Source organism: Loigolactobacillus jiayinensis (assembly GCF_003946445.1).
Classification (GTDB): domain Bacteria; phylum Bacillota; class Bacilli; order Lactobacillales; family Lactobacillaceae; genus Loigolactobacillus; species Loigolactobacillus jiayinensis.
Genome location: NZ_RHOF01000006.1, coordinates 23,451 through 45,151 on the forward strand (window position 1 = coordinate 23,451; position 21,701 = coordinate 45,151).

Below are 21,701 nucleotides of genomic sequence, written 5' to 3' on the forward strand. Positions count from 1 at the left end.
GCTAAAATTACATACCAGGTAAGCCACGAGTGTATTGGCCCATCTTATCCTCAGTTTCCTTATCGATCTTAGTCAAGGCATCATTAACCGCCATGATGATCAAATCTTGTAACATATCGGGATCATCGGGATCGATTGCTTCAGGCTTGATTTGAACGTCTTGCATCCGTTTTTCACCATTAAAAGTGACAACCACTGCATCATCGCTGGCAGCACCTTTAAATTCTTGTGCGTTCAATGTATCTTGAGCCGCAGCCATTTCTTTTTGTAATTTCTTCATTTGTTTCATCATGCCTTGCATATTTCCGCCACGCATCATCATCAATCACGTCCATTCATTTTATTTAGTCGTTCTTAACTTCAATATTTTCGCTGCCAAACAAAGCTTCTGCTTGGCTGATCACTGGCGCTACCGCTGATTCTGTCGGTTGCTCCGCCGGCTTATTGGCCCGCTTGTGCTGCTCAATATATGACTTACGCACTTGCGGCCATTCGTCCTGCGGCACAAAAATAATTTTCGGCGTATAACCAACCAAACGATCCAACCCATTTTCCAATGCATCGACCATGGCCTGATTGCTATTCGCCCGATCCAGCAGAAAATCACTGTCAAAGGAAACAACCACGCCATCATGGCTCGCTGCCACTGGCTTAGAAGCGTGCATCAACGCGCGATGCTGTACCGTCAACATTTGCAATAGTTCAGACCAAACTGACTTCAACTGCTGCAAGCTATCCTTAGTCGCGTGATCCAAGACTGGGTAAATGGCGGCTACGTTAGTATGTTGTTTAGTCGCCCGCCGTGGCTGCGCTTGAACTGGCGCTGCGGCTACCGCTGTTGGCGCGCTACTTTGTAACGTTGCTAACTGTTGCTGTAAGGTTTTAATTTCCTGCTGCAGTTGGCCCATTTCGGCAGTCGTTTCCGGTGCAGCAGCGGTTGGTGCGGCAGCAGGTGTCTGACATAACTTTACCGACGCCACTTCCAGATAGATATCTGGATGATTGGTAAAGCGTAACTGCTGCTGACTATCATTTAAGACATCAATAACCCGATATAAATCGGTGGCGGCAAAGGCCTGACTCAGTTGTTTAAACTGATCATCCACGCTGCCTAGTTCGATTTTCTCCACCATGGTTGGCGCCTGCTGGTACAACAACAAATCACGACTATATTCAATTAAGTCTTCAATGAAGCGCCCAGCATCTTTACCAGCGGCTAAAACTTGCTGCAACAGTTCCAATGCTTGGGGGGTATTGTGTTGCTGAACCGCCTGCATATAGTCAGCCAGCAATTGCTGTGCCGCACTGCCGGTAACTTGCAAAGCATTTTCCAACGTCACGTGATTATCACTAAAGGACAACACTTGATCCAACACGCTTAAAGCATCGCGCATCCCACCTTCAGCCGCCTTGGCGATGGTTTTCAACGCAGCCTCTTCAAAGGTGATCCCCTTTTGCTCCAATATATAACTCATCCGTGTATAAATTGCTTGTGCGGAGATCCGCTGAAAATCAAAGCGCTGCGTCCGCGAAATAATCGTTAACGGCACCTTATGCGGCTCAGTTGTTGCCAAAATAAAGACCACATGACTCGGTGGTTCCTCCAACGTTTTCAGTAACGCGTTAAAAGCACCCGTCGATAACATATGCACTTCATCAATAATGTACACTTTAAACGGCGCACTAGTGGGCGCATATTTTGCCTTATCGCGAATATCACGAATCTCGTCGACCCCGTTGTTAGAGGCGGCATCAATTTCGATGACATCATTCAGTGTGCCCGCCGTAATTGCTTTACAAGTTGGGCACTCGTTACACGGCTCACCATCCTTCAAGTTCGGACAATTGACTGCCTTGGCAAAAATCTTCGCCGCTGACGTTTTTCCGGTTCCCCGCGGGCCAGTGAACAAATAAGCATGGCTAGTTTGGTGCGCCTCTAGGGCATTGCGCAAGGTTTGCGTAATTGTTTCTTGTCCGACAATGTCAGCAAACCGTTGCGGCCGCCAAACTCGGTATAATGCTTGATAAGCCAACCCCATGCTTCCTTTCTACATACATCTATTACTCATTACGCCATTATCTATATTTAAAATTAGTAAGCATAACCATATTTTGCACTTAGCTAGGCCTATCCTGTAAGCAAAGCCACGTTGCAACATTTAAGGAACCTACTGTTATACTCCCAAAATAAAAGCTCTTAGTCAATGGTCAACTAAGAGCTGTCTCAATTCAAATAAACAAAAGGCACATGACGTATCCTACTTAGTGCTGCTTTCTTCCGAACCTGACACGATTCGTAAGCACACCATTGCCTTAAGGCCTTGCGGCAATACTTATTATATTAGACCTGGCCGAAAAAAGCTAGTCCTTTACGTCATCTTTTGCTAAATTTTCTTGAGCAGCCTGTTTAGCCGCTTTACGCCGCGCCCGAATACCGCGGAAAAAAGCCTGTAATTGGGCTTGTGCATCATCTGCCAGCACACCAGATTCAACAGTGGCTTGATGATTGAAGCGGGTATCGGTCAATAAATTCATAAATGTGCCCGCAGTCCCTGCTTTCGGGTCCGCAGCGCCATAATAAACGGCGGCGATTCGTGAATTAATAATTGCCCCACTACACATTGGGCAAGGCTCCAGTGTGACAAAAAGTGCCGCATCTTCTAGCCGCCAGCTCTTCATATTTAGGCAAGCTTCTTGGATCGCTAAAATTTCCGCATGGGTCGTGGCATCTTGGGTATGCTCACGTAAATTATGCCCGCGACCAATGATTTTGCCTGTATGAACAACCACTGCGCCGATAGGAACCTCACCAATTTGGGCCGCTGATTGTGCCTCAAACAACGCTTCACGCATATACTGCTCTTTTTCTATCGCTGTAAATTGAACCATCAGCTCACCCCTATTCAATTTCAGTTTAGCATAACCAGCTACCAACAAAGTTAAATTATTTCTAAAGGCTGCTTGTGCGTTGGTGCCGGAAATTCCTGATTCAACGCCGCTAACTCACTGGCCGTTAACGTGCTATCTGCCGCTGCGATGTTGGCTTGCATATGCTGCCAATTGCTAGTTTGTGGAATTGCCAACACCTGTGGCTGCCGCAATGTCCACGCTAACAATACTTGGTACGCAGTTAGCTGATGAGCCGCAGCAATTTGTTGTACAACCTTATTGCCAGTTAAATTACCGCGCACATCACCTTGAGCAATGGGCGAATACGCAATTAATGGTAGCGCACGCTTTTGTTGCCACGGTAATACATCGAATTCCACACCCCGTGCGCCTAAATTGTATAGGTCTTCATTAGCCGCCAAATGCTGACCACCAGTGATCTGTTGTAATTCTAGCAGGTCGACTTGATCAAAGTTAGAAACACCCCAGTAGTGAATCTTGCCTTCACGCTTCAAGGTTTCCAAACCGGCTACAGTCGCCGCTAACGGTACCCGACCGCGCCAATGTAATAAGTACAAATCTAGGTAATCAGTGCCTAAACGCTTTAAACTAGCCAGCAAACTTTGCCGCATTCGTTGTGGTGTCGCATTTTGCGGTAAAAATTTAGAGATCACGAATAAGTCTTGCCGCTGGTAAGGCCGAATGGCTGCACCAACCAATGACTCCGAACGGCCATTACCGTACATTTCTGCGGTATCGATCACCGTCAGACCATGATCCAACCCATAATGTAATGCTTGAATTTCTGCAGTCCGTTTGGTTGGCTGATCGCCCATATGCCATGTGCCCATCCCCAACGCTGGCAACAGTGCCCGCTTTAGCTTAATTTGTTGCATGAAAACTCGCCTCATTTTTAAAATTGTCATAAATACACTTACAGTTAAATGCCAACAAAATTGAGAGCGACTACCATTTAATAGTTACTCTCAATAATTAGTGTTGTTCAACCAATCATCGTACCTATTCCTTATTCTGCCACTTAGTCATATAGTCACTCAGCAAGTCACGTACTTCACTGGCTTTACTCTGGACGGTATCCGAATACTGACCCACGCGGTCGCGCGCATCACCAAATTTATCGGCGACCTGCAGCAGATGATCGATATCCTCGTCATCAAGCCGCTCAACTAGATTCAACACGCGCTGGTTACCATTTAAATTGTCTTTAACGTAGCTTTTGACGCGATTACGATTCTTGTAGCTCTGTAATTTGTCCATCAAGGCATCCGCTGCCAAGTATGCACCAGCCGCTGCAATTGCTGCTGTAACACCAATGCCAAACAAAAGTTTATGTCCTGTTTTCATCAGATCATCCTCCTCGTGTACCATGTTGTACTCAATGATTACTATAGGTACATTTTACCACACAACCGGATGTAACCGTATTAATTAGCGTCGACTCTGTAAAATGAAGTAGCCCTTATTCTTAGCTAAAACAGTCACGTTCCCAAAAACGGCTTGCATTTTCTGCTGCGCGGACGGCGCCCCCTGTTTTTTCTGAATCACTACCGTCAACACACCATTGGCAACTAAGTGAGCATAAGCGCCACTCAAAATACCATGAACCACTGGCTTGCCAGCACGAATAGGTGGGTTGGTTAAAATTGCCGCGTATTGGTCAGTGACCGCCGCGTACTGATCAGATGAAAAAATCGTCACGTTCTCAACTTGGTTCCGTTGCGCATTTTCTCGCGCCAAGCTTAACGCCAACTCATTAACGTCGACAAGATCAACGTGCCGTTGTGGCTGTTCCTTGGCTAGTGTCAAGCCGATTGGTCCATAACCGGCGCCGACATCCAAAAGCGGCCCTGCCGGTAAGTCAGTGAAGCTAAACGTATCCAATAATGTGCGCGTGCCAAAATCAACGGTCCGTTTAGAGAAGACGCCATTGTCGGTCACAAACGTCATTTCCTGTCCCCGTAAAGTAAATTGCCATTCCTGCTGATCATGTTCGACATCCGGATTTTTTGAATAATAATAATTTGCCAAATTTAAATTTCCTCCTGTAAGTCGCGCCGCAACTATCTTTTTTTAAATCTCACTGCTAGCGCAAAACAAAATGGTTCTCAATCGCTGATTATTTGTGTTAAACTTATTTTACCAGAAAAACGACGGCAAACAATCACACACCACATTTTGTGCTTGGTAAATATTACAAACACAAAATGTGGTGTTTTTTCGTTGATTTTTTGTTAGTAACCCTTTATACTGATAACACAAACAGAAATGAGCATGTTTGCATAAATTGCTTTACCAAATACGCTCAAAATTGTTAGCACCAAAATTAAATATTTAATATAGCGAAGGATTGATCATAATGAATAACCTAACTGTCTACACTAAAAACGGTTGCGTTCAGTGCCGCATGACTGAACGTTTCCTGAATGAACATAACATTCCTTTTACTGAACATAATATCGACCAAGAACCTGAATACGTCGATTATTTGAAGGAAAAAGGTTACCAAGCAACGCCGGTGGTTGAAGCCAGCAATGTTAGTTTCTTCGGCTTCCGCCCTGATCAGTTGCGCCAATTGGCCGTTTAACCACCTACCGCTATTTTTGTTAGTACAAGTTTCAGCACGCCTGATCTTTTTGCTGGAGCTTGTTTTTTTAGTCCTGTTTTGGGACCTTCTTAATTAGAACTATCACCGCAAGTATAGAAAGTAGGAACTAACTTGTCATTAAAAACCATTGATCCACAAAGCGTGACTTATTATGCGCTTAACAATCAAATCAACATTCCCGTTAATGGCCAAATTCCGCTGCAAAAAGACCAAGCAGCGTTGCAAGCCTTCTTAACTGAAAACGTCGCGCCCAATACGAAAACTTTTCCTAGTTTTAAAGCGCGTTTAGATTACTTGCGTGAACATAAATATTTAGAAACCGACTTTCTCGATAAATATTCGTTGGCTTTCATGGAAAGCTTGCACGACGACTTAGCCGCAGCTAACTTTAAATTCAAGTCATTCATGGCCGCGTATAAATTTTACGCCCAATATGCTTTAAAGACTGACGACAACGCCTATTACTTAGAAAATTTTGCCGACCGCGTTTTATTTAACGCCTTGTACTTTGCTGACGGTGACGAACAAGTTGCTCGTGACATCGCCAGTGAAATGATCCACCAACGCTACCAACCAGCAACACCTAGCTTTTTAAATGCTGGGCGCGCACGCCGTGGTGAATTAGTCTCTTGTTTCCTATTACAAACCACCGACGATATGAACTCAATTGGCCGCACGATCAACTCAGCCTTACAGCTATCTCGTATTGGCGGGGGCGTTGGCATCACCTTAACCAACTTACGCGGCGCTGGCGACCCAATCAAACACGTTGAAGGCGCAGCTTCCGGTGTTCTGCCAGTCATGAAATTGTTGGAGGATTCCTTCAGTTACTCTAACCAGCTCGGCCAACGCCAAGGTGCTGGCGTGGTTTACCTAAACGTTTTCCATCCCGACATTATCGCTTTCTTAGGCGCTAAAAAAGAAAATGCCGACGAAAAATATCGCTTAAAAACCTTATCTCTAGGCGTGATCGTTCCCGATAAATTTTACGAATTAGCTCGCCAAGATGCTGATATGTACCTATTCAGCCCTTACGATGTCGAGCGCGTTTACGGTAAGCCATTTTCATACGTCGATATTACTGCCGAATATGAGCAAATGGTAGCTAACCCAGCTATCCGCCAGAAGAAAATCAAAGCGCGCGACTTGGAAAATGAAATCAGCAAATTACAACAAGAATCCGGCTATCCTTATATCGTTAACGTGGATACCGCCAATCGTGCTAACCCCATCGACGGTAAGATCATTATGAGTAATTTATGTTCTGAAGTCTTACAGGTTCAGCGGCCATCAATCGTCAATAACGAACAAGGCTACGATGAAATGGGTACCGACATCAGTTGTAACTTAGGCTCGACAAATATTCCCAACCTGATGCACTCCCCTGATTTCGGCCATTCAGTTAAAACAATGGTGCGCGCCTTAACTTTTGTAACCGATAATTCCAACATTGATGTTGTGCCTTCTGTCCAAAATGGCAATCGCCAAGCACACACCATTGGCCTTGGGGCAATGGGCTTGCACAGCTACTTTGCTAAGGAACATATGATGTATGGTGATCAAGCTAGTTTAGATTTTACTAATATTTACTTTATGCTACTTAACTACTGGACATTGAAGGCTTCCAACGAAATTGCCAGTGAACGGCAGGAAACTTTTGCTAATTTTGAAAACAGTAAATATGCCGACGGTAGCTATTTTGACCAATACGTTAACCAGACGTGGCAGCCAGAAACTGACAAAGTTAAGGCGTTGTTCAAGGACATTTTCATCCCGACAACTGCAGATTGGCAAGCACTGAAAGCTGACATCATGCGTGATGGCCTTTACCATCAAAATCGCTTAGCCGTCGCTCCTAATGGCTCGATTTCCTACATCAATGACACGTCAGCTAGCTTGCAGCCAATCGTTAACCGCATTGAGGATCGTCAAGAAAAGAAAATTGGGACGATCTATTACCCAGCACCATACCTCTCTAACGACACAATGCCTTACTACACGTCAGCCTACGATATGGATATGCGCCACGTGATCGATATTTACGCCACCGCGCAACAACACGTTGATCAAGGAATGAGTATGACCTTGTTCATGCGCTCAACGATCCCAACCGGCTTGTATGAATGGAAAAATGGCGATACCGATAAAATGACTACCCGCGATCTCAACATTTTGCGCAACTATGCTTACAATAAAGGCATTAAATCAATTTACTACATCCGTACTTACACCGACGACGAAGATGAAATTGGCTCCAACGCCTGCGAAAGTTGTGTTATCTAGCACCAACCATTGTTAAAGTTGAAAGGAAGATCCTGATGACAACAAATAACTATGCGGCAGTCAACTGGAATGCCGTTTCCGACGCCATTGATAAGGCCACTTGGGAAAAGCTAACCGAACAATTCTGGTTAGACACTCGTATCCCCGTTTCCAACGATCTTGATGATTGGCGTACCTTGGACGATACCCATCAATGGTTGGTTGGCCACGTATTTGGCGGCTTAACGTTACTAGATACCCTACAATCCCAAGATGGCTTAGCTGCCCTACGTAAAGATGTGCGGACACCCCATGAAACGGCCGTTTTGAACAATATTCAGTTTATGGAATCCGTTCACGCTAAAAGTTACTCAACGATTTTCTCAACGTTAAACACTGACACTGAGATCACTGAAATTTTCCAATGGAGTGACAGTGAAGAATTCTTACAAAACAAAGCGCGCTGGATCAACGATATTTATCATAACGAAACTGACCCGTTGAAGAAAAAAATCGCCAACGTCTTTCTAGAAACATGTCTGTTCTATTCTGGCTTCTACACGCCGCTATATTATTTAGGCAATAACAAGTTGGCTAACGTCGCCGAGATCATCAAATTGATTTTGCGCGATGAATCCGTCCACGGGACTTACATTGGTTACAAGTTCCAACTTGGCTTCAATCAATTAGGCCAAAATGAACAACAAGCCTTGCAAGATTGGCTGTTTGATTTTCTCTACAAATTGTATGATAACGAAGAAAAATACACACACTTACTGTATGATCAAGTTGGTTGGACCGACGAAGTGCTGACCTTTATTCGCTACAACGCTAACAAAGCACTAATGAATCTCGGTCAAAACGCCTTGTTCCCCGACACGGAAGCTGATGTTAACCCCATCGTCATGAACGGTATTTCCACCTCTACCGCTAACCATGACTTCTTCTCGCAAGTTGGTAACGGCTACCGCTTAGGTGAAGTTGAAGCGATGCATGACAGCGACTATAGTATTGGCGCACCCAAAGAACCAAAAGTAAAATAGCGTACACAAAAATCCGCGGCTTTTGCGAAAAAAGCTGCGGATTTTTTTTGCGAATAAAAAATCGTCACTAAACTTAGTAACGATTCTTGTGCTTATTTAAAGTAATAGCGTAGCAATTCTAGCGCGGACTTCTCCATTAATTTCTTACCATATTCAGACAGAACATCTGCCGTCACATTTGTCTGGTTAGCATATTCCATAGCAATAGCTAATTCATCCTTGATCGATTCCTCGGAAGTTTCATTAACAAAGAAGATCAAGTGTAGATAAAAGGCATCCTTGTACCGGAATAAGTTAGACACAGCCCCATCTAAACGCAAGAGCTTAGCTAATTGAATCACATCTTCAAAGTCTTGGAGTTGCAACACAACTTCGCGCGTTGGTGTATCTGGATCATTGAGGTAGGTGCTAAAGTCATCACCAGTATCTTTATCAGTTGCTGATTGCACCGTCGTTTTACGCTGCTTGTCTTTATCATCATTGCCTAGTAATTGCTGCTTAATATAATCAGAGACCTCATCGGTACCTTCAACAAAGTTGCCGCCATCCAGCTCATCATCACCTGGCAGGTTTTTACTAATAAACAGTTCTAAGCCGTTCTTATTCGGTAACACCTGAAAAGTAACCGGATCGTTGGACTGAAATTGATGGTTAGTATCAACTTCCTCAAGAATTGAGTAAAAGAAATTTTCAATTTGTTTATGATTACCGAGCAGATCAAGTACCGTGATGCCGCGCTCGGATAAATCTTCATTTTCAAGTAAAACACGAATCGTATTATCGTTAATGCGTTCCATTTCCATGATTGTTGCACCCCGCTTTTCTATTCAGGTACATCTCTACAAATACATTGTACCTGAATTTAGGTGATTGTAAAGTAAGGTACTCTATTTTTTACACATTCACCAATTAGCCGTAAAAAAAGACCTACTTAATGGAAGTTATCCTTAAGTAAGCCTAGTTAATAATCTATTTTATTGAGCAAACAGTCTAAACAGCAACGTTGTGAACATGCCCTTGTGTATACTTGAAAAAAATGCAGACTCCACTTGGCAATCTGGTGATCAGCAAGTTACTAATAAGGCGTTAACGTTAGCTAGTCTTAGACACCAGCCCGCATTTTGATCAAGCTTAATTCCAAAGCCCGAACCCGGCGTGGTAAAAAGCGACGAATCTCATCTTCATTAAAACCAACTTGCAGGCGCTTCTCGTCGATCACGATTGGGCGACGTACTAAACCGGGATGCTGTTGAATCAAAGCAAACAAACTACGTAACGAAAGACTGTCCAAATCAATGTGTAGATCTTGAAATGTTTTGGAACGAGTTGAAATGATTTCCTCAGTACCACTTTCGGTCATTCGTAGAATCTCTTTGATTTCCGGAATTGTCAACGGTTCAGCAAAAATATTTCGTTCAATGAATGGGATATCATGCTCTTTCAGCCACGCACGAGCCTTACGGCAGGAAGTACAGCTTGGTGAAGTATAAAGTATTACCATATTTCTCATCCTTTCCGCGTTTAATGAATAACTCGTGGGTGTCAATTACCTACAAGAACATTGTAAACGTTTTAGGGCATTTAGTCTATAGTAATTTAAGATAATTTATCTATTTATGACATTATTTTACTTAAATATCTAATTTCAAGTCTTTTTGTGCGAGAATAACCGGAATTTTTGGCCCCGCTGCTGTCGCTGTTTCCTGTCTTAATTGATTGAGGTCTGTATCCTGCGGTAGATGACTGATCAGCACCTGCTTAACGGCTGCATCTTTAGCCAATAAGCCAGACTGCGTCGACGTCATATGGGCGATCGTTCCTGTTTTACTTTTAAGGAAATTGGTGTCCGTGATCAATAGATCAGCATGGTGTGCAAACTGTGGTAACTGATTAAAATAAGCTGTATCCGCCGTATAAACTAATACCTTGCCTGTAGCGCGCTCAACGATCCGCACCGCATAGGCTGGCACTGGATGCACTGTTGGTAAAAAAGTAATCTCAAACGGCCCTAACGTGGTTTTACGCTGTGGCTGATAGGCCACCCCAGTCGTGATTCCTTGCATGGTCAAACTGGCAAAATGTAGTGGATCAGCGGTATGACCATAAATAGGCAGTTGTGGCTCTTTTTTGGCGCCTTGATGTAATTGCCAATAGTATTGCAAAACACCGATATCAGCGATGTGATCGTGATGATAATGTGACAATAAAACCGCATCTAATTGCAGTGGATCAAGATGATGCTGCAAGCTTAGCAGCGCACCACTACCACAATCTAACAACAGATTAAAATCTTCCGTCTGCACTAAATATGCACTGGTACCGACGTCTTGATAAGGATAACCACCATACATCCCTAGAACCGTTAATTTCATGATTAAAACCTGCTTTCTTTAATTTGTTGACTGCTTTCAGTATAACAGTTTCTCGCTATTTTTGACTAACCACCATTAGTTCTGACGCTATGATAAAATAAAACTAAGTTACACCTATTAATGCTGAATTGCGTTATGCTATAGGTGTAGTAAATGAAAATCTTGGTAAGGGGTGTAACTATCATGATTAATAAAATCATTTCAACTTTTGGCTCGCAGGCAATACTGGCAAAATACTTGGACCGGGAACCACAGCGGCAATTATTGCTATTGAAACCATCTGAATCAGATGAAGATTTCCAATTATTAGACTTATCGAATCAGCCAACATTCTTCAATAGTCCGCTACGTTATGATGTGCGTTATCATATTGGTACTAGTAATTTCACTGGCTTTTTCAGTTTTTTGTATCTAACCTTTACAACGGAAGACAGCGTCAAAGTATTCCGTGCCCAATTTGATCAATTATGCAAACAAGCAGATCAGTTCATTGGTCTCAATGATTTATTTTTACTGCGCGTCGACGCTGCTCGCATCGAATATGTTATTTTTTCAATTTGGCAGCGTGACGCCGACTTTTTCAATTGGCGTAATTCAACTGACTTTCAGCAGCTTAAGCCTTATTTACGTGCTGGCCACGGTGTTCAACAATTCCATCAAACTAATTACGTACTCGCACAAGAATAAGTAGTTAAAGAAGCCTGTAATTACAGGCTTTTTAACTGCTTATTTTTGTTGGACCAATTTGTAGTAAGCATTGGCCGTCAACCAACAGTAGCCAGTATAAACAACCAAATAAACCAACCCAATAATATAGGCGAAGGTCAGATCAAGTTGATTCAACCAAACATTCAGTATGTGTAACGCAAAATAAGCATTAACTAGCCCTAACCCAACTGGCAACAAAAATGTCACGACAGTTTGACTATAGATTGCTTGCCGCACCGCATGTCGGCCCAGCCCTAACTTAGCTAACAAGGCGTACTGACTGCGATTCTCCGCAGCTTCAGCTAATTGTTTCAACATTATAATACTGCCTGTGGCCATAATGAAAATTAGGCTCACGAAACCAGTGATATAAGCATCCAAACCAAATAGCGTCCGTAAATCATGCACACGCGGGTAACGCACATTCAATAAGGGTAGGCTATAATTAGCATTATTCTCTGTCACCGGGTGCATTAATTGTTGAAAATGTAAATTTGCAAAATTTGCTTTATTCGTAGTCGGCTGAAATTGCCATTCTCGTTGGCCGTAGTTTTTAGCCAAGTGCTTACTTACACGCTCACTTTTGGCAGTATGGGCAAAATCAAACGCCAGCGGCTGGGTTTGTGCATCTGCCGCTAATCGCTGGTAGGTCTGATCACTAACGACTAAGCCCGTTTCACCAACATAATTACTGGACCCATACGGAAAAACGTGGCTGATCTGCTTGACTGCCAATTTTTTTATTTGTGGCGTATTTAACTGTATCGCTAATCGGCCTTGATGCGACGCCTGACCTGCATTGCTGACCTGCCGAATCAATAACACACTTTGTTGCTCAGTCAGTGTCAAAGCTGGCAAATCAGGCTGAATTTGCTGCATAGCGTGATAATCAGTTAACCGAATCACTGAAATTGGCCCTACATATGCGCCATAATTTAGCGCTAAGGCGGAACGTAATTTAAAACGTGCGCTAACCACTTTTAATCTGGCCGTCTGCGTGGTCCGAATTGGAATCCGCGCTTGCACTAACGCTTTTTTCACTGGTGCACTTAGCTGCTTCTCCACCGTCAAAGCAACCGGCTGCTCATCATTCAAAACACTTTGTGTGCCCGCGTACAATATGGTCATGCTACCAAGAATAGTCAACGTAATCGCAGTTAAAATTGTGACTAACCAAGAAATAGACCCATTACGTTTGAGCCGTTGCGCTAAATTGGCCAACGTTACCAGCCGTAAGCCATGATAGCTAAAGCGCTTATGCCGCCGCAACAGCTGTAAAATTAGACTTAGCGATGCCTGATAAAAAAGATAAGTTCCCACCAACACTGCCACCAAAATCAGTAATGGCAATACCATAAAAGCCGTGCTACCAAAAAATAAGTAATGGTGCACCACGCTGCTGTAATTTTGCGCCGACCAATAAGCGTACCCTAGTAATAACAGGCCAATGCCGCCACCCAAATAATGCCAAATACTAATGTGGCTGGTTGCCGGCGGTTTCTGCCGAAATAATTCAGCTAAACGATGGCGATAAACTAAGCTGGCATCCATGACCGCGAGAATCACCACCAACACAAGAAAAATACTGGTCGTTTGCCCCACTGCTGCCCACGAAAAAAGTAATGTAGTTGCCAACGTAATATCAAGCAAGCGTAACAACAACATGGCCAATAACTTGGATAATAAGATACCCAATAATAGCCCTAGCACTAGCGACACCAGCCCAAGTAATAAGTTTTCCAAGAAAAACAACAGCCCAATTCGCCAACGTGTGACGCCTAATAAGTTGAATAAGCCAATTTCTTGGTGCCGTTGTTGCATAAAAAATAAATTGGCGTAAAGCATAAACGCCGCCATGAATAAGACGATGAAAAAGCTGGTCGTCAGTAAGGCAAAGCGTACTCGTTGCTGTTGGGCCACCGCCGGTAAGAACTTTGCTGTTGTGGCCATCACGTTGAAGGAAAAGAAAATTGTGATGGCCAGCGCACAAGCCAATACATAAGCCAAATAATGGCTAAACCGTGCACGCGCATTTTTAAATGCTAGTCGTAAAAGGACCATTCGCATTGCCTCCCCCACCAATCGTCGCCTGCATATCAATTACTTGTTGAAAAAAAGCTTGGCGGCTACCTTGACGGACGATTTCAGAAAAAATTGCACCATCCTTGATAAATAAAATTCGTTTGCAATAGCTGGCGGTAAACGCATCATGGGTCACTAAAACAATTGTCGTTCCTAGCTGCTGATTGATTGTTGTTAAATAGCGTAATAACTCAGTCGCCGCTTGTGAATCCAGGCTTCCTGTCGGCTCATCGGCAAATAACAACTGGGGCTGATTAATAATTGCCCGACCACAAGCTACCCGTTGCTTTTGCCCAATTGAAATTTCGTCTGGATAGCGCGCTAAAATCGCAGTCAGGCCCAACAAGTGGACCGTTTTCTGCAATGCTTCTTCAATCACCGGCACCTTCAGTCCGGCTAGGGTCAGCGGTAAAATAATGTTCTCGCGCACCGTCAAAGCCGCAAGTAAATTGAAATCTTGAAAAATAAAGCCGAGTTGTTCGCGCCGAAATTTAGCCAACACCCGCTCGCTTAAGTAAGTGACGTCTTTGCCAGCAATTTTAATTTGGCCACTAGTTGGCCGATCAATCGTGGCCATCATGTTTAGCAAAGTTGTTTTACCAGCACCAGATGGGCCCATAATACCGACAAACTCGCCCTGAGCCACCGCTAAACTAATTCCTGCGACTGCTGTAACTAAGCTTAAGCGATGCCCGTATACCTTATGCACGTCATGTACGTCGATCAATGGCATAAGCATCCTCCTTTGTGTTCTAGTAATCATAGCAAATTTCACCTCTTTTGACCTACGACTTCCGGCGGTTGAATTTATCAGTATTAATCGGTAGGATAGAATCAAAGTGAGGTTAGTGCGTATGTTTAAAATAATGATCATTGAAGACGAGGCCACCATCGTCGACCTGATCACCACTTATTTACAGAAATGGCAATTAACGACAATTGGCGTCACCAATTTTGAAACCATCTTTACACAATTTCAAAGTGAACAACCAGACCTAGTATTATTGGATATTAATTTACCGGTCTACGATGGCTTTTATTGGGTCCAGAAAATTCGTGCCGTCTCTAAAGTCCCAATTATTTTCATTTCTAGCCGCAACACCAATATGGATAAGGTAATGGCCATGAATATGGGCGGTGACGATTACATCACCAAGCCATTTTCGTTGGAAGTATTGACCGCCAAAATTAATGCCTTATTGCGCCGCACCTACAATTATGCCACAGCCAGCAGCGAAACCTTGGCGCACAATGGCTTACTGCTTAATTTACAAAACGGTAGCGCGCAGGTGGGCACCACCGAAATTGACTTATCTAAAAATGAATACAAGCTACTGCAATATTTGTTGCGCCAACACGGTCAAATCGTTAGCCGCGAAAAACTGCTACGCGCGCTCTGGGCTGACGAACGTTTTGTCGATGACAACACGCTAACCGTCAATATTAACCGCCTGCGTAAAAAAATCGAGCAAGCTGGCCTCACCGGTTACATTGAAACAAAAATCGGCCAAGGCTACTTAGTTCCCTAACTAGAGGTATGCCATGACTTTTTTTAAATACGTACACGATCATTACTTAGCTGGTCTTTTTTTCATTTTCTGCGTGGCCTTAACTAATCTTATTTTGTGGCTACAACCGCAGCAAACAATTGCCGTTAGTGACCTTCTTTATCTCGATGTGTTATTAGGCTTGTTTTTTTGCCTTTATTTTTCCGCGTCTTATTGGCAACAGCGCCGTTGGTACCGGGAAATCAAGTTACGGCGTGCTGCTGGTGCCGACAGTTTAACTTGGCGCCTAGAACCTTCTAACCGTTTTGCTGAGTGTGAAACTGCGGCGTACGTTAACCAATTATTAGATTATCACCAGCAAAGCTTAGAGCAGTTACGCCAAGCACAACAAGATCAAAAAGAGTTCATTGCAAGCTGGGTCCATGATATTAAAGTACCCCTAGCGGCTTTGCAAATGCTCAACGAAACTTATCAAGCGCAACTACCAGAAAAAGCCAACTATCAGCTCACCGATGAATTGACCCGTATTGATCATTATGTTGAACAGGTCCTCTATTACTCACGCTTGGATGCTTTTTCCAAGGATTATTTAATTCAGGAATATGCCTTGGCACCAATCATTAACCAAGTTGTCAGTGAAAATGCCACTTATTTTCTACATAAGCAGATCCACTTTCAACTAGTTGGTGCGGCTACTGTACTGACGGACGAAAAATGGCTGCATTTCATTTTAACTCAAATCATTAGCAACAGCCTAAAATACACCGCTACCAGCGGCCAGATCACCGTCAGCTTACAACAAAACCAACAAGGCGTCCAGCTACAGATCAGCGATACAGGTATCGGCATCCCCGAACAAGACCTAAGCCGCATATTCACCAAAGGCTTCACTGGTAGCAACGGCCGGCAAGTCGTGAATAACGCCACTGGTTTAGGGTTATATTTGGCGCAACAAATGTGCATTAAGCTCGGTCATCAACTTAGCGTCACCTCAACCGTCGGCGTCGGTACGACAATGACCTTGCTTTTTCCATTTTTAAGTTATTACGACAACGAATTTAGCCCAACAACGCACTAAAAAACACTATTCACCGTAAATCTTGGGTGAATAGTGTTTTTTCATTTGATTAAATTAGCCCACAGCGTCACGGTACCACTAGTCAGTGAGCGTTGAACGTCGATAATGCGCTGATTGGCGCTACCACGAAATTGCAACGTCAAGTCCTTTTGCGCCTGTAAAAAGCGGCCATCAACCAGCACGTCTAGCTCCCTTAATAAAGCTAGCTTATCTGGTGTCTCCTGCTGTAATTCGGCCCAAGTATAGCCGGTCCATGACCAAACATCCTTGGTGTGGCCAAATTCTGCGCGCAGTCGCTGCACCAGTGCTAAACAGACTTGCGTATTAAGGAATGGCTCACCGCCTAACAAGGTTAATCCCTGAACGTACGGCTGCGCCAAATCAGCGATGATTTGATCTTCCAACTCCTGTGTGTACGGCTGCCCATAATTAAAATTCTGGGCGATTTTATTGTAACAACCAGGGCAGGCAAACTTACAGCCAGAAACGTATAAACTATTACGAACCCCTTCGCCATCAACAAAGTTAAACGGCTTATAGTCAGCAATCCGTTTTTGACTCAGTTCTTGCGCCTGCCATTCCTGTGGTTGCGGATTCTGTGGTAATTTTATTTGTCCCATGGCCACCACCTATTGCCGCGCCTGCGTTGTTTGATCATTACCTAATACCAGGTGCTTTACCCGCGCTGAAATTTCCTTATGCCGGCCATGCACCATCGGCCGTTGTAATGGATTACCTAAATAACCGCAAGTCCGCTTAACCACATCACAAGTTTGCGGATTGTGATTGCCACATTGTGGGCATTCAAAACCGCGCTCAGTCGCTGTAAAATCACCTTTATAGCCACATTCGAAGCATTGATCGATTGGTGTATTGGTACCTAAATAAGCTACTCGATCATACGCATAATCCCAGACCGCCTCTAAAGCTTTAGGATTTTGCTTTAAATTGGGGTATTCGCAATAATGAATAAAACCGCCAGCACTATATTTTGGATAGTCCTTTTCAAAGTCCAACTTCTCAAATGGCGTTGGTGCTTTACGAACATCATAGTGGAAACTATTGGTGTAGTAGTCTTTATCCGTGACATCCTTGACCTTACCAAATTTCTTCAAATCAGCTTGGCAGAACGTGTTGGTTAAACTTTCCGCCGGCGTCCCATAAACACTGAAATGGTAGCCATACTCGTTTTCCCACGTTTGACAATTTTCCGCTAAGGTCTGGACAATTTTCAAAGTAAAGGCCTTAGCCGCTGCATCATGTTCCCAAGCATGGCCATAGAAAACAGCGCCAACTTCGTATAAACCAATGTAACCTAAAGAAACAGTGGCACGATTATTTTTAAATAATTCATCTACTGAATCTTCAGGCTTCAGCCGTTTGCCAAACGCACCATGCTCGTACAGAATCGGCGCATTTTCGGGTTCAGCTTGCTTCGCGCGCTCCACCTTAAACACCAGCGCATCCTTACAAATCTGTAGCCGCTCTTGTAAAATCGCCCAGAACTTATCCTTGTCACCTGCTGATTCTAACGCGATCCGCGGCAAATTTAATGTGACCACGCCTAAATTCATGCGTCCTGAATTGACTTCATGTCCTTGTTCGTCCTGCCAGCCTTGCAAAAAGCTCCGACAACCCATTGGTGCTTTAAACGAACCAGTTAATTCAACTAACTTATCGTACATCAAAACGTCAGGGTACATCCGCTTAGTCGCACATTCCAACGCTAACTGCTTAATGTCGTAATTCGGTTCATCAGGATTTAAATTTAGCCCACGCTTAATACTGTAAACAAGTTTCGGGAAAATAGCCGTCCGTTGTTCCTTGCCTAGCCCTTGAATACGAATTTGTAAAATCGACCGCTGAATCTCCCGTTCGATCCAACTAGTACCTAGGCCAAAGCCTAACGTGGTAAAAGGTGTTTGCCCTTGGGAGGAATATAACGTATTGATCTCATATTCTAGCGCCTGCATCGCGTCATAGATATCTTTTTTAGTTTTCATTTGGGCAAAGGCGTGCTGCTTGTCGGCACCGTCGATCCAGTCTTGTGCGTCACTTAAATGCTTATCGTAATTCAATTGCGCAAATGGGGCTAACAGCTCATCAACACGATCGGCCGAGCAGCCGCCATACTGTGAAGAAGCAACGTTAGCAATGATTTGCGCCATTTGGGCAGTTGCCGTTTGGATAGAATGGGGGCTTTCAACTTCAGCATTACCAATCTTAAAACCATTAGTCAGCATTTCCTTGAAGTCGATCAAGCAACAATTGGTCATCGGACTGTAGGGTTGGTAATCTAGATCATGCCAATGAATATCGCCTTTTAAATGGGCGTTGGCCACGTGTGGTGGTAACATTTTTAAGCCCATCGCTTTGGCCACCGTGCCAGCGGTCAAATCACGCTGCGTGTTGAAAACCTTGCTGTCCTTATTGGCATTTTCGTGGACAACGGTGGCATCTTTTTTCATTAACTTTTGGATCGTAAAATTAATATCAGTCGCTTGATTGCGCGCAAAATCGCGCCGCGTCCGATAATTGATGTACTCTTGTGCTAAATCATATTGATGTTCACCTAATAGCACATGTTCGACAACGTTTTGAATCTCATAGATTTTGACAGCGGCCGTAAAGCGCTCTTGGACTTCGGTCACGACCTTATTGGTGATTGTTTCAATTTCCTGATTAGTTAGCGGATCTAGTTCACCATGAATATGCTGTTCGGCCTTGACCAGTGCTTGATAAATTTTTTCAGCCGTAAAGGGAACTTGCCGGCCATCGCGTTTGATAACTGCGGTTACTTTTTTAGTCGCTTTAATGTTTGATTTAATGGTGCGTGTTTCTAACATACTTTCAACGCCCTTTCACAATGTGAACAATTTAACTTATATTCACCATCTTACCTGCTATGAAAGCGCAAATCAATATATAGGGCCAAAATAAAGTTAATATTCCAATTGACATCTATATATTGTGTGTGGTAATAACTTACCGCAGCTTAAAAACAAGTTTATTGCGCAAAAAAACGGCGCGTAAAACTTAATTTACGCACCGTTCACACTTATTTTAATTTTAAAGTCAACGCATTGATTGCCACAACCACTGTGGATAGTGACATCAAAACGGCACCCACTGCTGGACTCAGAATTAAGCCGATCGGCGCCAGTACGCCAGCAGCTAGTGGCAAGGCAATAATATTATAACCCGCACCCCACCATAAATTCTGCACCATTTTACGCGTCGTTCGCTGGGCTAAATTTAGGAAGTTTAAAATATCAGCTGGATCACTGCGCACCAGTACAACATCAGCGGAATCGATGGCGACATCAGTTCCTGCACCAATTGCCACACCAATTTCAGCGGCAGCTAAACTAGGCGCATCATTGACACCATCGCCGACCATGACGACCCGCTGCCCCGAGGCTTGATACTGCGCGACGATTTTGGTTTTATCTTGTGGTAATAATTCGGCGTGAAAATCAGCGATACCTAATTGTTTAGCTACAGCGGCGGCAGCTTGTTGATTGTCACCAGTCAACATGACTGGTTTGATTCCTTGTGCTTTGAGTTGTTGAATAAAGTCTTGAGCAGTCGGTTTGATTTGATCGCCTTGCGCCACTAAACCGAGCACCTGCTGCGCTTGCAATAAAAAGCTAATTGAATTGCCTTGTGCGGCTAATTTTGAATAAGTGGCTTCGTCATAAGCAATTTTTTGTTGCTGTAAATAAGCCGCTGTGACGATGGCATAATCAACTTGATCTACCTGGCCGCGCAGACCAACTCCGGATAACTGAGTCACATTACTAGCCGTCGGTACAGTTAACTTTTGTGCCTTAGCTGCGGCTAAAATGCCCACTGCCAATGGATGACTCGCGTTAGCTTCCAAAGCAGCCAACAATGACAACACTTGTTTTTCCGACTGCTGTGCAAACGCAACTACCGCGTTGACCTTAAAGTTACCTTCAGTCAGTGTACCTGTCTTATCCATTAAGACAGTATCAATTTGTTTAGCCGCCTCTAAGGCATTGCGATTGCGTAAAAGCAAACCATGAGTTGCGCCTAAAGCCGTACTCCGAGCAACAACCAATGGAATCGCCAAGCCTAACGCATGCGGACAAGCAATTACCAATACCGTTACCGTGCGCTCCAACGCCACGTTCAGTCCACTGATAGCCAACCAAACGATAAAAGTGATCAAACCGATCAGCGTTGCCGCGTAAAATAACCAGCCCGCCACTTTATCGGCTAAATTCTCAGCTTGTGATTTATGTTGCTGCGCTTGCTGAACTAATTTCGTGACTTGACTGAGATAACCAGTTTCACCGGTGCCAGTAACTTTGATTGTTAGGGTGCCGTCACCGTTGACTGCACCACCAATCACGGTGGCGCCACTTGCTTTCTCAACTAATTTAGCCTCACCGGTTACTAAGGCCTCATTAACAGCCGAGTGTCCAGCCACCACTTGACCATCAGCAGGAATCTTTTCCCCAGCTTTGACGATCACTTGTTGGTTCTCTTGTAATTGTGCCAGTGCAACATCCTGCACTGAACCATCTGCCTGCAAGACATGCGCTTGGCCAGGCAGTAATGCCGCCATTTTTTCCACAGCACTACCGGCGCTACTGATGGCGTTCATTTCCAACCAATGTCCCAGAAGCATAATTGTGATCAAAGTCGCTAGTTCCCAGAAGAAATCCATCTGGTGCGGCACAGTAGTTAGAAAATGATTGGCTACAAACGCCCATAAACTATAAATGTAAGCAACAGAAATGCCTAACGCTATCAACGTCATCATCGCCGGTTTGCGCTCCGCCAATTCCATTTGTGCCCCTTGTAGGAATGGTTTACCGCCATAAACAAACAGAATCGTGGCTAATACGAGCACCAACCAATCAGAGCCAGTAAAAGTGAATTGAAACGGTAAATGGATCCCCATCATTGGTGATAGTATAATCACCGGAATGGACAGAATCAGCGAAAGCCAAAATTTCTGCTTCAAATTACCCATATGCATCATGTGGCCACCGTGCATCATCATATCACCACTCATGTCATCCATATCTTGCATATCATTCATATCGTGATCCATTTTCATCGATTCTTTTTCTGCCATTTTGCCGCCTCCTTAATTAAACA

The 21,701-nt window shown here is 43.9% G+C and carries 20 protein-coding genes and 1 other RNA gene; 6 read left to right on the forward strand and 15 right to left on the reverse strand.

What is annotated here, in order from left to right:
• Nucleotides 1–7: 7 nt before the first annotated feature.
• The 7 genes from EKM80_RS02590 to EKM80_RS02620 form a co-directional block, all read right to left on the reverse strand.
• Nucleotides 8–316: a YbaB/EbfC family nucleoid-associated protein gene (locus EKM80_RS02590; RefSeq protein WP_191985925.1), complete on the reverse strand. Its 309-nt coding sequence runs from the start codon at nt 314–316 to the stop codon at nt 8–10.
• 28 nt (nt 317–344) lie between these two features.
• Nucleotides 345–2,033: a DNA polymerase III subunit gamma/tau gene (dnaX, locus tag EKM80_RS02595; RefSeq protein WP_225418791.1), complete on the reverse strand. Its 1,689-nt coding sequence runs from the start codon at nt 2,031–2,033 to the stop codon at nt 345–347.
• Between the two features lie 200 nt (nt 2,034–2,233).
• Nucleotides 2,234–2,320, reverse strand: an RNA gene (ffs, locus tag EKM80_RS02600) — signal recognition particle sRNA small type.
• 41 nt (nt 2,321–2,361) lie between these two features.
• The gene (gene tadA / locus EKM80_RS02605; protein WP_125551566.1) at nt 2,362–2,889 is read right to left on the reverse strand and encodes a tRNA adenosine(34) deaminase TadA; all 528 of its coding nucleotides are present in this window, start codon (nt 2,887–2,889) and stop codon (nt 2,362–2,364) included.
• A gap of 50 nt (nt 2,890–2,939) precedes the next feature.
• A complete protein-coding gene (locus EKM80_RS02610; protein WP_125551567.1) occupies nt 2,940–3,785 on the reverse strand; it encodes an aldo/keto reductase in 846 nt (281 codons plus the stop codon).
• Between the two features lie 124 nt (nt 3,786–3,909).
• Entirely contained in the window at nt 3,910–4,254 is a 345-nt protein-coding gene (locus EKM80_RS02615; RefSeq protein ID WP_125551568.1) for a hypothetical protein, read from the reverse strand.
• A gap of 84 nt (nt 4,255–4,338) precedes the next feature.
• Entirely contained in the window at nt 4,339–4,938 is a 600-nt protein-coding gene (locus tag EKM80_RS02620; protein ID WP_125551569.1) for a class I SAM-dependent methyltransferase, read from the reverse strand.
• A 328-nt stretch (nt 4,939–5,266) separates the two neighbouring features.
• Between EKM80_RS02620 and nrdH the strand changes: the two genes are divergently transcribed.
• From nrdH to nrdF, 3 genes are all read left to right on the forward strand, one after another.
• Complete coding sequence (nrdH, locus tag EKM80_RS02625) at nt 5,267–5,494, forward strand: glutaredoxin-like protein NrdH (RefSeq protein ID WP_125551570.1); 228 nt, start codon at nt 5,267–5,269, stop codon at nt 5,492–5,494.
• Nucleotides 5,495–5,626: 132 nt separating this feature from the next.
• Nucleotides 5,627–7,798, forward strand: coding sequence for a class 1b ribonucleoside-diphosphate reductase subunit alpha (nrdE, locus tag EKM80_RS02630; protein WP_125551571.1), 2,172 nt, complete (start codon nt 5,627–5,629; stop codon nt 7,796–7,798).
• Between the two features lie 35 nt (nt 7,799–7,833).
• Nucleotides 7,834–8,820, forward strand: coding sequence for a class 1b ribonucleoside-diphosphate reductase subunit beta (gene nrdF, locus EKM80_RS02635; RefSeq protein ID WP_125551572.1), 987 nt, complete (start codon nt 7,834–7,836; stop codon nt 8,818–8,820).
• Between the two features lie 92 nt (nt 8,821–8,912).
• On the opposite strand, the gene EKM80_RS02640 is transcribed toward nrdF, so the two are convergent.
• The 3 genes from EKM80_RS02640 to EKM80_RS02650 all read right to left on the reverse strand — a co-directional run bounded on the left by EKM80_RS02640 (nt 8,913) and on the right by EKM80_RS02650 (nt 11,192).
• Nucleotides 8,913–9,623 (reverse strand): adaptor protein MecA, encoded by a 711-nt coding sequence (locus EKM80_RS02640; protein WP_125551573.1) that lies wholly within the window; start codon nt 9,621–9,623, stop codon nt 8,913–8,915.
• A gap of 299 nt (nt 9,624–9,922) precedes the next feature.
• Nucleotides 9,923–10,321, reverse strand: coding sequence for a transcriptional regulator SpxA (gene spxA / locus EKM80_RS02645; protein WP_125551574.1), 399 nt, complete (start codon nt 10,319–10,321; stop codon nt 9,923–9,925).
• 130 nt (nt 10,322–10,451) lie between these two features.
• Nucleotides 10,452–11,192 (reverse strand): MBL fold metallo-hydrolase, encoded by a 741-nt coding sequence (locus EKM80_RS02650; protein ID WP_125551575.1) that lies wholly within the window; start codon nt 11,190–11,192, stop codon nt 10,452–10,454.
• Between the two features lie 183 nt (nt 11,193–11,375).
• Between EKM80_RS02650 and EKM80_RS02655 the strand changes: the two genes are divergently transcribed.
• Nucleotides 11,376–11,879, forward strand: a complete 504-nt coding sequence (locus EKM80_RS02655) for a monooxygenase (RefSeq protein ID WP_125551576.1) — start codon at nt 11,376–11,378, stop codon at nt 11,877–11,879.
• Nucleotides 11,880–11,918: 39 nt separating this feature from the next.
• Here the strand turns inward: EKM80_RS02655 and EKM80_RS02660 are convergent, their stop codons facing one another.
• Nucleotides 11,919–13,961 carry an ABC transporter permease gene (locus EKM80_RS02660; protein WP_164509490.1) on the reverse strand — a complete coding sequence of 681 codons (2,043 nt, stop codon included), beginning with the start codon at nt 13,959–13,961 and terminating at the stop codon, nt 11,919–11,921.
• A complete protein-coding gene (locus tag EKM80_RS02665; protein WP_125551578.1) occupies nt 13,936–14,715 on the reverse strand; it encodes an ABC transporter ATP-binding protein in 780 nt (259 codons plus the stop codon). The genes EKM80_RS02660 and EKM80_RS02665 overlap by 26 nt, the downstream gene beginning before the upstream one ends.
• A gap of 121 nt (nt 14,716–14,836) precedes the next feature.
• Here EKM80_RS02665 and EKM80_RS02670 point away from each other — a divergent pair, with 121 nt between their 5' ends.
• Nucleotides 14,837–15,511, forward strand: a complete 675-nt coding sequence (locus tag EKM80_RS02670) for a response regulator transcription factor (RefSeq protein WP_125551579.1) — start codon at nt 14,837–14,839, stop codon at nt 15,509–15,511.
• Nucleotides 15,512–15,524: 13 nt separating this feature from the next.
• Entirely contained in the window at nt 15,525–16,568 is a 1,044-nt protein-coding gene (locus tag EKM80_RS02675; protein ID WP_125551580.1) for a sensor histidine kinase, read from the forward strand.
• A 41-nt stretch (nt 16,569–16,609) separates the two neighbouring features.
• Here EKM80_RS02675 and nrdG read toward each other — a convergent pair whose 3' ends face one another.
• The 3 genes from nrdG to EKM80_RS02690 all read right to left on the reverse strand — a co-directional run bounded on the left by nrdG (nt 16,610) and on the right by EKM80_RS02690 (nt 21,678).
• Entirely contained in the window at nt 16,610–17,188 is a 579-nt protein-coding gene (nrdG, locus tag EKM80_RS02680) for an anaerobic ribonucleoside-triphosphate reductase activating protein (RefSeq protein WP_125551581.1), read from the reverse strand.
• A gap of 9 nt (nt 17,189–17,197) precedes the next feature.
• Complete coding sequence (gene nrdD / locus EKM80_RS02685) at nt 17,198–19,414, reverse strand: anaerobic ribonucleoside-triphosphate reductase (protein ID WP_125551582.1); 2,217 nt, start codon at nt 19,412–19,414, stop codon at nt 17,198–17,200.
• Nucleotides 19,415–19,626: 212 nt separating this feature from the next.
• Entirely contained in the window at nt 19,627–21,678 is a 2,052-nt protein-coding gene (locus tag EKM80_RS02690) for a heavy metal translocating P-type ATPase (protein WP_125551583.1), read from the reverse strand.
• Nucleotides 21,679–21,701 lie beyond the last annotated feature (23 nt).